Here is a 13,400-nt window from a genome sequence, read left to right as displayed (position 1 = left end):
ATAGTTTAAACGAAGGTATTTTGAGGAGAAAAACATTGAGGAAGAGAATTATTATAAGCGGTGTTATCATTTTTTCATTAATCATTGTTATGTCGTATGGTTACTCCTATTTCAAGAATAGGAGTATTGCGAATAAAGCAATTCCAGTAGCAGAGCAATTTCTAAAAGAACAGTATGGAGTAGATGTGGAATTTTATGATTATCAAATCAATGCTGAGTATGTCACTTCAACGATTATTTTATATGGCAGAATCCATGGTGAAAAGGATAAGGCGTTTACTATATTTGTGGATTACCGAACATACAAGGTGAGCCTTGCGTTAGTTCCTCCTGAATATGATCCTCCTAATCTCAATGATTAGATATTTGTAGGAGTTTCATTAATAGGAAATTATAGGAATATAATCTTGGGATTTTTCAGGAGGGAGTGAGTGTATGAAATGAATCGTAAACTAAGAGTGCTATTAATAGTATTAGCATCTTGTATTGTATTAGTTGGTGGTTGTGCAATTACATATCACGTAAAAAATAGTAATATCGTCAAAAAAGCAACCCCTATAGGATTAGAATATTTTAAAAAAGAGTACAACGTTGACGTGGAGTTCACGGATTCTCAGGTTTTTGCTGGTTACGTATATCCAAACGTTTTATTATACGGACATATAAATGGTGATGATAATGAGAAAATTTCTATAGCGATTAACTACAATACTTATGAGGTTGAGCATGCGGGTGGGCCAAAGTGGTTGATCCATCCAGAATAACTCCTAGAAGAGTAATATATCTACATAGAAATATTACAAGCCTGCATTTTAATGTATGGGAATATATATAAATTATTACATAAAGAATTGATTTCTTACGCAAAGGATTTGTTTAGAAGATGAGTCGTAGATGGAGGATCATATTAATCGTTTTTGCAGCGTTCACTTTATTAGTAGGCGGTTGTGCAATTACATATCATGTGGAAAATTATAATATTGTTAAAAAAGCAACCCCTATAGGATTAGAATATTTTAAGAAAAATTACAATGTTGACGTGGAGTTCACGGATTCTCAGGTTTTTGACGGGTACGTATCTTCGAAGGTCATTTTATACGGACATATTAAGGGTCATGAGAATGAGGCAATTAATATAGCGATTAATTACAATACTTATGAGGTTGAACGTGCAGGTGGGCCGAAGTGGTTGGTACACCCAGATTAACTTAACGGTGAAAATAAATCCACCTCTCCTTATTTGAAGCCCGCATTTTAATGTATGAAACTATCTGTAGATTTTGATAAAAAAATTGATTTCTTACGCAAAGGATTTGTTTAGAAGATGAGTCGTAGATGGAGGATCATATTAATCGTTTTTGCAGCGTTCACTTTATTAGTAGGCGGTTGTGCAGTTACATATCATGTGGAAAATTATAATATTGTTAAAAAAGCAACCCCCATAGGATTAGAGTATTTCAAAAAAGAGTATAACGTTGACGTGGAGTTCACGGATTCTCAGGTTTTTGATGGTTACGTATCCTCAAAGGTTGTACTATACGGACATATTAAGGGTGATGAGAATGAGGGGATTAAAATAGCAATTAATTACAACACCTATGAAGTGCAGTATATTGGTGGAACAGAGTGGCTGTTGAAGAAGGGAGAAATAAATATTTCTCCGAAATACAAATCAAAAAATTAATAGTGAGGTAAGACTATGCAACGTCTGAGTAAGGTTACTATGATTTTTGTAATAATTTTATTGTCAGGAGGGTGCACAGGAAAGGCTGAGAGACAATTGAAAGATCAAGAGATTTTAGATAGAGCAGAAACTATTGCAGTTAATTATCTAGAAAGCACATATCATTTGGAGGTAACAATAACCAAGAAAAAAATACTGCCTAAAATGGCAATGAGTCGTGTCACTGTTTATGGTTATGTAACAGGGCATGAGGATCAAACCTTTAGTGTACATATAAACTATGAAACGAATCAGCAAGAGTCTCTTGGATACAGTAAACAATTAAAAAGGTACTTAGTGAAAGGGGATATAGTATCCAATAATATTATAGGGGATTGTGTGGGATCTCCAGATGAGTATTAAGCAATTAGATGAATGGCATCTAGAACATACGTCAGAACTCGTAGACTGTATAAATCAGAAAGCAGCAGACTTTATAAAGGCAGACTCTAGTATTCAATGAGGATTTTACATATGTAGAGAACGTGAATCCAAGGATTTCTAAATAACAAAAATTAATTCATCGGAGGATGGGACAAATGAAAAAAATCATGTTACCGCTACTGAGTGCAGTATTAGGCATGTCAGCATTACTTTCTTCGCAGGCTTCGGCAGCTACAACTTTCAAAGACGTGCAGGCGAATCACTGGGCAAAATCGGCTATTGAATCGGCTGTATCCAAAGGATATTTCAAGGGATACGGTAACGGTCAGTTTAAACCCAATGCATCCGTCACACGGGCTGAATTTGCGTCCCTTATTTCTCGCGTAGCCAAGGAGATGCCGCTTTCGGAAGAGGAAGCAACCGATTCCTTTAAGGATTTGGAAGGACATTGGAGTAAGGCGGAGGTAGATCGAGCAGTTTCACTAGGTTTTATCCAAACTAAAGATTACCCGAACGGATTTAAACCCAATACGCCAATCACTCGGGAAGAAATGGCGAAGTGGATGAGTTCCGGATTAATGGCATCCAGTGAGGAGTACAAGAAAGCGTTCGTTGAGACGAAAGAAACGTTACTTCCCGTCAAAGAAGCATTTAAACCAGGTATTGCTGAGGCGAAGCTTCCTTACCTTGCGATTGCGATGGGAACAAACTTAATGAACGGCTTTCCGGATGGATCATTTGGTATGGAGAAAACAACAACACGCGCCGAGTCTTCTGCCATCTTGTTAAGGCTTGAAGGTGTGCTGAAGAAAGATGCGGCTAGCTTTGATGATCTGAACGAGCTGCGGATGGTGGGTACTAAGAAAACCAATCTGGAATTGGTATCTAGTTTGACGACTAGTGGTACATCTATAGCAAATATCTCAGGTAAGAGTAAGACGTTCCGGAATGGTACAGGCAACTTGATATTTCATCGTTTAATAGGTGTGAACGTATCTGAGCCAAAAAAGAAAAAAAGCATCTATACATCCATTTTTATGACAGAATATGGTCAAAACAAATATAAAAATAGTGGTTTGTTACCAATTTTTAAAGAAATAACAATAAATCCAAAAAAGAAAAATTTTTCTACTGCTGATTATATGAATGGAGTTATAGATAGTACTGGTGGTGGTGCAGCAATTACGAACGGATTAAATAAAAAGTTTGGATACGAAGTCCTCCCTCTTTTAGAACCGATTAGCTTTTTCGAGAAGCATAGGAATGGTGTGAAATTGTGGGTTTTGGATTATCTGAGCTTAGATAAAAAAGAATATTTGCAATTTAATATGGACGATGGATCTTATGCAGTCGTTACCTTGCAGAATTAGGTAGGAATAAAAAATGAACAAAAAAAACGTTATTATAAATTTATGCGTTTTGTTATTGATCTTTGCATCTTTCGGTGTTTCATCTAGTAGAATTCTTGCCAATTTTAAGTTGGGATATCCTAGCGAGGGTCTAGAAGTAAAGCCGCCTGGATTAGTGAAAGGTAAACAAACCATAAAAGTGAAGGTAGAAGGACAGGCATTCCCTAGACCTAAAACTGTATGGACTCAATCAGATACTGCTATCTGGAAGGCAACAAGTAGTAAGTATGGCTCAGTGCAAACGAATACCTATGGTTCTGGAACAGAAGCACTTCCGTTAAAGTTAAGAGACAAGACTGTAAAGGATGAGATAAATACGAACGACTATATACCAGCATCTTTGCAGGATAAACAGAAGAAAAATAGTTTTAAGAGAAGTCATGTACATGACATAGAGATTGAAGAAGTTAGATATGACACGAAATTAAAAAGTTATTCAGTAAAACCAAATGCTAAACCTGATTATAGGAAGGGAAGTCTTCTTGTTACCATTGAAACTATGACTGGGACGGATAGTGTAAGTCCTGATGGAGAGTATGATTATCAATGGACTACGAAAACTAGATATGCTTGGAGAGCAGATGGAAAGCCCAAATATCAAGTTGAATACTACACCCCATTAGAGATCGACTACAGTGGATACGTAACTGAAACCAAAGAGATACGCGTTCGGGACGACATGCAGCTGAGAGTGGGTGATGTGAAGTCTCTAGTGGCAGAGATTCGCACGAAGCAGTATGACCAAGAAGCATTTGGAAACTGGGTAAACGTTTCGAGGCGTGCAGATCAGATTGATTGGTCTTCTAACCGTAATGCGGTAGTGACTGTAGAACCAAAAACGGGAAAAATAACAGCTCACCAGAATGGGACTGCAGTGGTTACAGCGAAATGGAAGAATTCCGCAGATGGCCCGTATTACATATATGAATCCGTGACGATCACGGTAACAGATCGACCAGAAGAAATACCACAACAACCAGACGCAGCATGTACGGAGTCGCCAGTAGCTGAAATGACAAAGGAGAGAATGGCTCCCAATCCCAGCGCAGTGATTAAAGCAGATCAACGCGGTAGCGAACCCTTTGATGTGCTTAAAGGGATACCAACATCCGAAAGTTTGTACGGTAATGTGTTCAGCATGAATTACTTATTTAAAAGCAAGTTCGTGAACATGAAGGGAACTTGTACGTACACCGTCATTGTCAATAAAACATATAACAAAACGTGGACAAGAGAAGATACTGTTTCTGATGGAAATGGTGGAACAACAACGATACGTACCCCTACGAGCCGTCCAGTAACAGTTCCATATCCGTATACAGTGAAAAGGGATTTCGATTATTGGAAGATTGATTCTCTTCTTGTTTATGAAATTACCAATGCGATCTTGAAAAACTATGCACTTAATCCTGAAATAGAGCTATTGCCAGCTGACTATAGTGGCCCTAGTTATGCGGCATCCACAAATGGTAGGTACTATGCGCCTAACGTACCAGCAAGCATTACTGCGCCGTCACAAACAGTACCTGGGACGACTACAGAACCAGCCACACCTTCAGAAAATTTAAAACCACTGGCTGAGCAAGCGGTAGCCGAGGTTCAAGTAGAGAACGATTACCTGAAGTTTAAAAATACCGTAGTCATCAATAATCCAAAAGTCGAAAAGACAGCACCTAGACCTGGAGAGATACCAGATCCGGAAGTAATTCATAGGGATGTGCTGTATAGCCCAGATAATGAAATACCGAAAAGTTTAGTCAATAAAAAAGATCAGCCAAGTACAGGCGAAATTAACTATGAATTGATGAGCGGTAATATTAATGATGGGAATGCAGAGGAAAAGTTCGATATTCCAGGGATTAATACGGTCACAGTTCATACCCCGGTCGTAAACTATTCTCTTGTATCGGACGATCAGCCGCATAACCAGAAAACCGTACCCAACATGAATCGCTCTGCCTTGATTTTGGAGCGTCCATTCACCGTGCGCATGCCTACCAGTGGACAGCACCTGGATGTTGGCTCGTATCCGGGATATGGGGATCGGGACTATGCCAAATATTATCGGATTAAACAGGTGCGATTCCCTTTTGATGTATATAGCGAAGACCGGACGCAGTTTTATCCAAGGAACACGTGGATTGATGTTCCGGTGTATGTCCTGGATACGACCTTCTATCTCCCGGTTTGGGTCGACGAAGGGGACTACCAGGTACAGTTCCGCAACATTGCCGAGAATGCTCCGGACGATTTCGAAAGCATGTCTCGCAGTAATGCACAGCCGGATGCGAATACCGATCTAACGTATCACTTGGCAAGTGATGAAGTTTCAGTTGAAGTGATTGGCAGGTTATACGATTTTGAAATCACAGATATCGCTGATTACAACTGGGAACTGGTCTTCCGCCGATTCAAGGGAAGCATTGCCCCGACGTGGATTAGCTACTGGACAGGCACAAAGAATATTGACGGGGACAAGCGGGGCAATTTTTCACAGTTCACCGTACCCATCCGTCCGGGAAGCCATCCGCTTCAGGGGTATCAGAATGTAGCCATGAAGACGGGATACCACTTTAAATTCGATTTTAAAACCAAAGGCAATATGTTTGGTCCGCGAGATGGCATTCGGCTTACACCGACCTTTGATTTTGTGAGCAAGGATGGAAAAACGCGTGTTCCAGTAGATTTGTACTATTCGACCAATCAACGGAACTTTATCCGCATTGGTTCGGCAGAGGATCAGGTGAAGCGGTTTGTCATTCTGAACGATCGGATGCGTCAGGTGCCTGGGGTGCAACTGCGTGATACCGCAACGTACAAGTACAATCGCTATGGTGAGATACACCCGGGTATGATGAGCGAGCAAGCGTATCAAGAATACTACCGGGACAAGTTTACGAAGATGAAAACACCCGTCGGTGGATACAGTCTGCTGCTGATGCCAGAACAGCTACGGACATTCATCGGGCCAAAAACGAACATCCCAACGACAGCCAGTGCAGATGTACTGCGAGCCAATGCGGCAATTCAGCAATGGTATGGCGAGTATAGCTTACCAGCAGAGCCCTATGTGGTTCAGGCCGGAACCAATCTGGCCGAGTATGGGCGAACGCATGGTGGACTGGATGCTAAATCACCAATCTTCTTGAAAAATGGATATATTGTGGTGAACTTTAACCTGGAGTCTATTCGGGAAGGTAATCTTGCCGCTCCGCATTTGCAATATATTCACGCGCCGCTAATGAACCAGTGGTTGCTGGAAGGTTTCCAGCGTCAGGTGCTGGATAGCTACGAAAATTCATTTACGTTACGAGATGGAGATGTGGTCTTTTACCATGCGGATCGCTCGAGCCGAGATGATTTCAGTGCACAGGTGCCGCATTAAGCAAGCAAGAGAAAGTATTTTTAAATTAGCTATAAGGAATCCAAGTAAGGGAAAGATTGCGTGTGTGACGCGTTAGTTTTAACGAAAAGAAGACGTAGAGTCCGAATCTGGACAGATGGAGAATACGATGAGTAGAATACAAGTGACCCCGGAGCGGTTGTTTGAAGCGGCACGAGAGGTGGAGGAGACTCGCGGGCGTATGGAAGCGAGGAACTCGTTCGCTTGATGCGCTGGATGGAATCGATGTGGTCGGGAATGGTACGCGAGCGGTTTCTAGAACGATTTGAAGAGAACCAGCCTAGGATGATCGAAACGTTGGAGAATTTGGCCCACATTGCGAAGGAGCTTCGCGAGATCGGCAGGCGGTTTCAGCAGGCGGATGAGGTAAGCGGAGCAGCCGTAGCAGGCGCTGTAGCCACCATGTCTATTGGGCTGAAAGCAACATCAACGACAAAAGGATTAGAGGATAAATACCAAGTGGGCTTGCAAGGATACGATGCCAGTTGTGTGCCGCCTCCAACGGATGCATGCCGCACTCCTATTGCGGACACCCGAAATGCATTTCAAAAATCGCTGGATAGTTTGCTTGAATTAGGTACGGCCTTCATGCAGTCTGCAGACGATCGCTACCAAAAGCGCTATGACAGTGTAGGCGGATTTCTGGATTATTGGACCTTTGGTATTCCGAGTGGACTGGTAGAAGAGTATGTGGATAGGGCGAATAAAGCATTTGACTCACCAAATGATACCGCTAATTGGTTGACCTTCGGCATCCATGGTACAATCCGTGAATCGATATTCCCCGCGAATGCCTGGTCCAGCGAGCATTGGGCCAATATGATGGGCATGGGAGGTATGATGGTTGGAGGCGGAATGACCGCCAAGATGATCAAACCTCATAATTGGTTAACATCGTCAGGAGGGGGGATAAAGCTTGATGCGTTTAATCGCCCACCTGGATCGGGGCAAATGACCGGTGGTTTTAACGGATTTAAAGACCCACGACTTCAAGTGATGGACAATATCGCGGAGAGCAAAAAAGCCCGGGAATCCTCTAAATTCTCTGAATTTGTGGAGAAGGAGAAGAGAATGGGTGAGGGGACGGGTGAACCTGTTAGAAGATATTTTAGAGAAACTACACAAGCTGATAGAGAACTTGTCGAATCCCTAAGGAAAAAATATACTGCTGGGAAGAAAAGGAACGTTGCGGGGGCAAAAGGAACAATAGATGGTGATAAGATAGATTTAGAAAGCGTTAGTGGAGAGTTTACAGACAATGATTACGTTAATAAGGGCAACTTTAAGCCCCCACAACCAGAGGATTATCATTATAAGGGACCAATTAGTGAATTCGCAAGTCATACAGAACAAAAAGTTGTAGAATATTTAAGGCTCAAGTACAAAGAAAAGCCTGATGTTAAGGGGAAAATTGAAATTATTTCTGAAAGACCGTTTTGTGATAATTGTATTGATTTGGTTGATCAATTCCAGAAAGAGTTCCCAAATATTGAGGTAGTTCGTGTTGAAGTAATTCTAAAATAAAGGAGAATAACGATGAAATATTTAAATGAACTTTTTATCCAACTTCAAAATGATAAAATCCCTATGGTTCCGTGCTCAATGCAAGAAATAAATGAAGTGAAGAAGTTGATAGGAACTAATAAACTTCCTGAAGCATACATTGAGTTTCTTGAAGTAATGGGAGGCGGAACAGAGCATACTTTTTTACGTGGAGAATCATGTTTTATTGACGAATTGCTGGAATTAAATGAATGGGGAGCGGAATTATTAGAAGAAAACAAGGTTCCTTTGAAGCTTACCTCTAACGATTTTGTATTTTGGATGAGTCAAGGGTGCATGTTTTGTTTCTTTAAATTAAATGAGGGTGAGAATCCCCCTGTCTATTTTTATTCCGAAATTAAGAAGAAGGAAGGTTTCTATAAAATTGCAGATTCTTTTACAGAATTTTTACAGCGCAGATATTTGAAAGATGAGTATGTTTTTCAAAAGAAAGATTAGAGGAAGTAAAGGGTTGTGGAAATTTTTCTGTAAACCCATTTACAGCCTAACAACAAGATTGTGCAAGAGAACCAACAAACCAAAGAATAAACAAATCAAACACTTGATAACTCTCAAAAGCTCTTTTCCACTTGAACCATGAGTAGGAATGAGTTTTTTTTCATGAATTAAAAGAGTATGAAACGAATAGCAAAGCTTGAACAAAGTAGGGGTAGAAGAGTTGAAGAACCAGCAATTAGCACAGGAGCAAAAAAAGAAGTGAGGTCTGTTTTGCAAACTGGAACAAGCAGTGTAGGCGTAGTAGGAAACGTAGCGACGAAGTGGCGGCAACTCTAAGAGAACAACAAGCAAGTGATATAATGGTGGTAATTGGAAAAACGATTAACCTTCTTTATTATCCAGTTAAGATTACAACTTAGGGGACAGGTGAGTTGATACTCCACCTGCTTTCGAGCAAACTGAATTTGCCAGTGCATATGATTTGAGAATAATCAAGCGTCCTTACCTAAGAATAAAACGGTTAGTTTTTGAGAGGCAAAGGTGAGAAACAAAATATATTTTTTAAACCACCACCAGACCAGTATCATGCTAGTTGGGATTTATGTACCGTCTGCAAGACGATCTGAAGATAGATATATTGGATTAACATTTGACTGCAAATGGGATGAAGAAAATGGGGTTGGTATACGTCTAATTAATGAAGAAGTAGCTAAAGTGGGGTACCAAGATGTGGCACTTTGAGTATTTGTGGGGGTAACCAGTTCCGAATAAACTTATCAATCAACCAGTAACACACTTAAACCATGTAATACCAGTATAAAGATTTTGTTAGTACGTACATCCATCCATGCTTGAATTTACAACCTAAATAACGCTATTCCACTACAATGAACAGGTCGACTATGATCAGATACCACCATAAATGTTGAGAGCGGGGCGGATCTTCATGAAATTCTTCTTAAAAAAAGTTGCCGTTAAATTGAACCAATTTAATCAGGTAACTCCATGCGATCAGATTCGTTCAAAATCATCTATCAGATTGGTAACAACAGACCAGTTCCTGAATTTTAAATAAAAAAGAAGGTTAATCAATGGAAAAAAAGATGAATGAGATCTATAGCAATATTGCAGAAATCATAGATCGAATGATACCAGTGCAATGGGAGGATTTTTACTTTAATGGAGAAGTAGAGAATGGAGAAGGAGGAGTTTTCTTTTTCTTTAAACCCGAGAATGAGAGTGAATATATTTATTCTCTTGAAATTCCCAGTAGATACAATGTTAAATCAGGTGAATATGATCAATTAGACAATAAATTGTTTGAAGCAACGAATGATTTGAAAAATCTCTTTATAGATGATGGACAAGATCCTTGGTTTTCAATGACAATGAAGCTCACGTCTGCGGGAAAACTAAGTGTAGTGTATGATTACACAAAGTGGGGAGAGTCTACTTTCGGTCCTTCAGAAAGATTAGAATATTGGGAAAGTAAATATTTGGGCCATATGCCGGAAGAAGAAGAGGATAGAATTAAAATAGAGAAAATGAAAGATTTTGAAGAGAAAAATTAGATATATTTCTTTTCTTATTATGTTTTTGATGAACAAACAAGTTAAAAAAGAGCTTACCCTGCAGGTATAAATCCTTCAGGGTATTTGTTTTGGAAAGCTGCATTAACCCCAAGACTATTTCTGCACTTGATAGGATGATGCAATAACCTCTACATAACTGTCATACCCGACTACTAGGTAATGCTTCAGATCAAGCCGATTTCGGGGGTCGAATAGTGTTCTTTTCTCGTCTAGAATAGGTGAATCTACGACCTGATAAAAGCCAGGATCGGGATGATACCCGTTAGTCTCCCAGAAGGCAAGCACATCGTCTTGCTGACTGATCCCTTCAACCTCGTCTGTGTATAGCTCGAAGAAATTAACCGTGATGCAGCGCAGTTCAGCAACGGTGTCGAAAGTGAGTTCGATTTCTCGATAATGATCTAGAGGCACATCCCCACGCGTTTGCACATCTATACGTAAAGTTACACCGCCCGATTCGGTGTAGATGGCCTTCAGATCGGTTGTGGAGATGTGGAAATCTACTTTTTCTGGCATCAGTACAATGCTCATGGTCGTTCCTCCTATGTAAATGTTCAAGTACCCTCACAATCTGTCGTTCCATTATATCATTGTCTACAGAGTTGCAGGCCGTTCATCTGCAACGTATGATGAATAGAAACCCTGTACGGAACGGTTAAACAGAAGGGAGGGTGAGTTTATGGAGAGCATGGAGAATATAGAGGACGCAGAGAATTTCGAGGACATGAGGAATAGGGAGAACACTCGAGACTTGCAGAAGATGAATCACATGGAGAATTTAGCGAATGACATATATCCAGAGCGCTGGGTTACACCCGAAGGAATATTAGATGAACAGCAGGTTACGGCAAGGCAGATTCTCTATCAAGGGTTGAACGGCAGACATGTGGAACGGTTTACTGTTCCATCCGGTCAGACGTATATTTTCAAACCATTGACGAATTCTGCACAGCACGGACGGGAACGCTGGATGTACGAGCATGTGATGGCGCAATTGCCACCCGTGTATCCGCAACTCATTGCGGTTTCGGATCAAACGGCGGCTCCGGAGCAGAGCTGGATGATCTACGAAGACATGGGACAGCTGGAGCATCACTTGTGCGAATCGACGATATTGAATGCTGCTGCACATATGGCGGCTTGGCATGCTCTACCCATAGCAATGTGGCAAGACCTGCCGCGAGTCGGGCATAAGCCGCCCATTCGGGATATGCTGCATGAACTGCTGCAGTACCCGTCAGTGACAGCTAAGCTGTTATCCGGCCTGAATCTGACGTTGTCAGCAGCAGACTGGGACAAACTTACCATGTTAATTCTGACGGCAGAAGATGAACTGCCGCAGGTACTGTGTCATGGCGATTTGCATCCCGGCAACGTAGCCGAGGTAGAAGGCAGACTGGTCATTCTGGACTGGGAACATGCTCATCTGAATACGCCGCTGTGGGATGTATACCATCTGCTGGACTTGTCGCATCCGCTCTTTCCTCGTACAATGACGCCGGGGCTTCGGGCGCGTGTGATGAAGGTGTATCTGGACAAGCTGGAGAGTTTTCACGTGCAGATTGAACGGGGTTCTTTTGCCGAGTGGTACGATGCTTATGCGATTGTATTCTCGCTCTGGATGTTACGTCTGATCGACGGCGATCTACGGAATCCGGACTGTGTGTGGCCGCAGGAGCAGTTGCGCAATCAATGGCATGAGACAGCTACGACGCTGGAGCAATGTATAGAGCATTTGAACGGGTGAAGAGATTAGATAATTGAAGCGAAGAATAGAAAAAAGGGGTGAAAAGATTGCGTAAAGTCGGACTGGTTATGCGTAAAATTCAATTCACGGAGGCTCAGGGGCCGCGGGTGTTCGCGGATCGACTGAAGCAGATCGGGCTGGAGCTGGGTGTGGACATCGTGTTCATCTCGCCGGAGCGTCATGTGAGCGGATACGACTGGCTGCCGGGATACGAGCATGAGAAGGGTGACCTGGTGAATTATGATATCGTGCTGGATCAGATCCATAGCCAAAATATTGAGCATGTGATCTATACGGTATCGGGATTTACATTTCTGAAAATGTTTTTGCCCAAAAGTGTTCTGTTTCCACACAGTTTCCCAGACCCGGCACTGACGGGGTATGAGATGATGAAGCCATTCTATACGATGGTGGATAAAGCGATTGTGCAGACTGAGTTTTTGAAAAGAGAGCTGGGGCGCAATTTCGGCGTGCATGACGTGAACGTCATTCCGATTGGCTTCAACGAAGAGCTGGCGCACCGGCATTATGACCCGAGTCAGGTCGTGCATAATCGCGTGCTCTGGATCGGACGGGATGAGGCGAACCGCCGTCCCGACCTTGTGCTGGAATATGCCCGGCAGAACCCGGACAAAGAAGTGTACATGGTGTTTGGCGGTGTGCGCTACCAGGAGAGCATGAAGAAATACGATATCCCAAGTAACGTGAAGCTGAAGTTTGCACTTACTCAGGATGAGATATTTACGCTGATGAACTCAGCGAAAGTGTACTGGAGCTGTTCGGCGTTTGATACGTTTTCGATGCCACTGACAGAAGCGATGGCGATGGGGAAAATGGTTGTGAAACCCGAGCATGCCTGCTACGGTCACATCAGATCCACGCATGCCTTTGCCGGCAACGAGGATAACTGGTTTGAGCTGGTGAACATGGCTGCGGCTGCGCCGCGCAGTGTATCGGAGGACAACCGTGAATATGCATTCGGTGCCTTTTCACGAACGATGATGAAGGAAGGGTATCGGAATTTTTTTGCAGACTGGTTGAAGTAAGGCGCCACGGTATGAATAGGTATGGATAAAAAGTAATCATTCTAGTTCATGTTCTATGGAGAGGTTACACCGTAATACTGCTCCGTAGTAGTCGA

General features: G+C 42.0%; 13 protein-coding genes and 1 pseudogene. 13 read left to right on the top strand and 1 reads right to left on the bottom strand.

Annotated elements, in window-relative coordinates:
- Window positions 1–35: 35 nt before the first annotated feature.
- From AC1VYS_RS27445 to AC1VYS_RS27395, 11 genes and pseudogenes are all read left to right on the top strand, one after another.
- Window positions 36–362: a hypothetical protein gene (locus AC1VYS_RS27445; RefSeq protein WP_482912270.1), complete on the top strand. Its 327-nt coding sequence runs from the start codon at window positions 36–38 to the stop codon at window positions 360–362.
- A 69-nt stretch (window positions 363–431) separates the two neighbouring features.
- A complete protein-coding gene (locus AC1VYS_RS27440) occupies window positions 432–764 on the top strand; it encodes a hypothetical protein (protein ID WP_482912269.1) in 333 nt (110 codons plus the stop codon).
- A gap of 119 nt (window positions 765–883) precedes the next feature.
- The gene (locus AC1VYS_RS27435) at window positions 884–1,207 is read left to right on the top strand and encodes a hypothetical protein (protein ID WP_482912268.1); all 324 of its coding nucleotides are present in this window, start codon (window positions 884–886) and stop codon (window positions 1,205–1,207) included.
- Between the two features lie 117 nt (window positions 1,208–1,324).
- Window positions 1,325–1,684 (top strand): hypothetical protein, encoded by a 360-nt coding sequence (locus AC1VYS_RS27430; protein WP_482912267.1) that lies wholly within the window; start codon window positions 1,325–1,327, stop codon window positions 1,682–1,684.
- Between the two features lie 15 nt (window positions 1,685–1,699).
- Window positions 1,700–2,086 (top strand): hypothetical protein, encoded by a 387-nt coding sequence (locus AC1VYS_RS27425; protein ID WP_482912266.1) that lies wholly within the window; start codon window positions 1,700–1,702, stop codon window positions 2,084–2,086.
- Between the two features lie 176 nt (window positions 2,087–2,262).
- Entirely contained in the window at window positions 2,263–3,477 is a 1,215-nt protein-coding gene (locus tag AC1VYS_RS27420; RefSeq protein ID WP_482912265.1) for an S-layer homology domain-containing protein, read from the top strand.
- Window positions 3,478–4,015: 538 nt separating this feature from the next.
- The gene (locus tag AC1VYS_RS27415; RefSeq protein WP_482912264.1) at window positions 4,016–6,901 is read left to right on the top strand and encodes a DUF5704 domain-containing protein; all 2,886 of its coding nucleotides are present in this window, start codon (window positions 4,016–4,018) and stop codon (window positions 6,899–6,901) included.
- Between the two features lie 225 nt (window positions 6,902–7,126).
- Window positions 7,127–8,443 carry a deaminase domain-containing protein gene (locus AC1VYS_RS27410; protein WP_482915142.1) on the top strand — a complete coding sequence of 439 codons (1,317 nt, stop codon included), beginning with the start codon at window positions 7,127–7,129 and terminating at the stop codon, window positions 8,441–8,443.
- Between the two features lie 12 nt (window positions 8,444–8,455).
- Window positions 8,456–8,920: an SMI1/KNR4 family protein gene (locus tag AC1VYS_RS27405; RefSeq protein ID WP_482912263.1), complete on the top strand. Its 465-nt coding sequence runs from the start codon at window positions 8,456–8,458 to the stop codon at window positions 8,918–8,920.
- A 582-nt stretch (window positions 8,921–9,502) separates the two neighbouring features.
- Window positions 9,503–9,661, top strand: a pseudogene (locus AC1VYS_RS27400) (DUF6985 domain-containing protein); the annotation flags it as partial.
- A gap of 350 nt (window positions 9,662–10,011) precedes the next feature.
- Window positions 10,012–10,491 carry an immunity protein YezG family protein gene (locus AC1VYS_RS27395; protein ID WP_482912262.1) on the top strand — a complete coding sequence of 160 codons (480 nt, stop codon included), beginning with the start codon at window positions 10,012–10,014 and terminating at the stop codon, window positions 10,489–10,491.
- A 114-nt stretch (window positions 10,492–10,605) separates the two neighbouring features.
- Here the strand turns inward: AC1VYS_RS27395 and AC1VYS_RS27390 are convergent, their stop codons facing one another.
- Entirely contained in the window at window positions 10,606–11,043 is a 438-nt protein-coding gene (locus AC1VYS_RS27390) for a hypothetical protein (RefSeq protein WP_482912261.1), read from the bottom strand.
- Between the two features lie 238 nt (window positions 11,044–11,281).
- On the opposite strand from AC1VYS_RS27390, the gene AC1VYS_RS27385 reads away from it, so the two are divergent.
- Window positions 11,282–12,259 carry a phosphotransferase gene (locus AC1VYS_RS27385; protein ID WP_482934441.1) on the top strand — a complete coding sequence of 326 codons (978 nt, stop codon included), beginning with the start codon at window positions 11,282–11,284 and terminating at the stop codon, window positions 12,257–12,259.
- Between the two features lie 47 nt (window positions 12,260–12,306).
- A complete protein-coding gene (locus tag AC1VYS_RS27380; RefSeq protein WP_482912259.1) occupies window positions 12,307–13,305 on the top strand; it encodes a glycosyltransferase in 999 nt (332 codons plus the stop codon).
- Window positions 13,306–13,400 lie beyond the last annotated feature (95 nt).

It is taken from the genome of Paenibacillus sp. G34 (assembly GCF_056856875.1).
The sequence above is the reverse complement of the archived record's forward strand: the minus strand, read 5'-3'. Positions and strand labels throughout refer to the sequence as shown.

Coding starts and splice junctions, on each gene's coding strand:
- AC1VYS_RS27385 (WP_482934441.1), top strand. CDS start 11,282: ATGGAGAATTTAGCGAATGACATATATCCAGAGCGCTGGGTTACACCC.
- AC1VYS_RS27425 (WP_482912266.1), top strand. CDS start 1,700: ATGCAACGTCTGAGTAAGGTTACTATGATTTTTGTAATAATTTTATTG.
- AC1VYS_RS27420 (WP_482912265.1), top strand. CDS start 2,263: ATGAAAAAAATCATGTTACCGCTACTGAGTGCAGTATTAGGCATGTCA.
- AC1VYS_RS27435 (WP_482912268.1), top strand. CDS start 884: ATGAGTCGTAGATGGAGGATCATATTAATCGTTTTTGCAGCGTTCACT.
- AC1VYS_RS27405 (WP_482912263.1), top strand. CDS start 8,456: ATGAAATATTTAAATGAACTTTTTATCCAACTTCAAAATGATAAAATC.
- AC1VYS_RS27395 (WP_482912262.1), top strand. CDS start 10,012: ATGGAAAAAAAGATGAATGAGATCTATAGCAATATTGCAGAAATCATA.
- AC1VYS_RS27410 (WP_482915142.1), top strand. CDS start 7,127: ATGCGCTGGATGGAATCGATGTGGTCGGGAATGGTACGCGAGCGGTTT.
- AC1VYS_RS27430 (WP_482912267.1), top strand. CDS start 1,325: ATGAGTCGTAGATGGAGGATCATATTAATCGTTTTTGCAGCGTTCACT.
- AC1VYS_RS27390 (WP_482912261.1), bottom strand. CDS start 11,043: ATGAGCATTGTACTGATGCCAGAAAAAGTAGATTTCCACATCTCCACA.
- AC1VYS_RS27415 (WP_482912264.1), top strand. CDS start 4,016: ATGACTGGGACGGATAGTGTAAGTCCTGATGGAGAGTATGATTATCAA.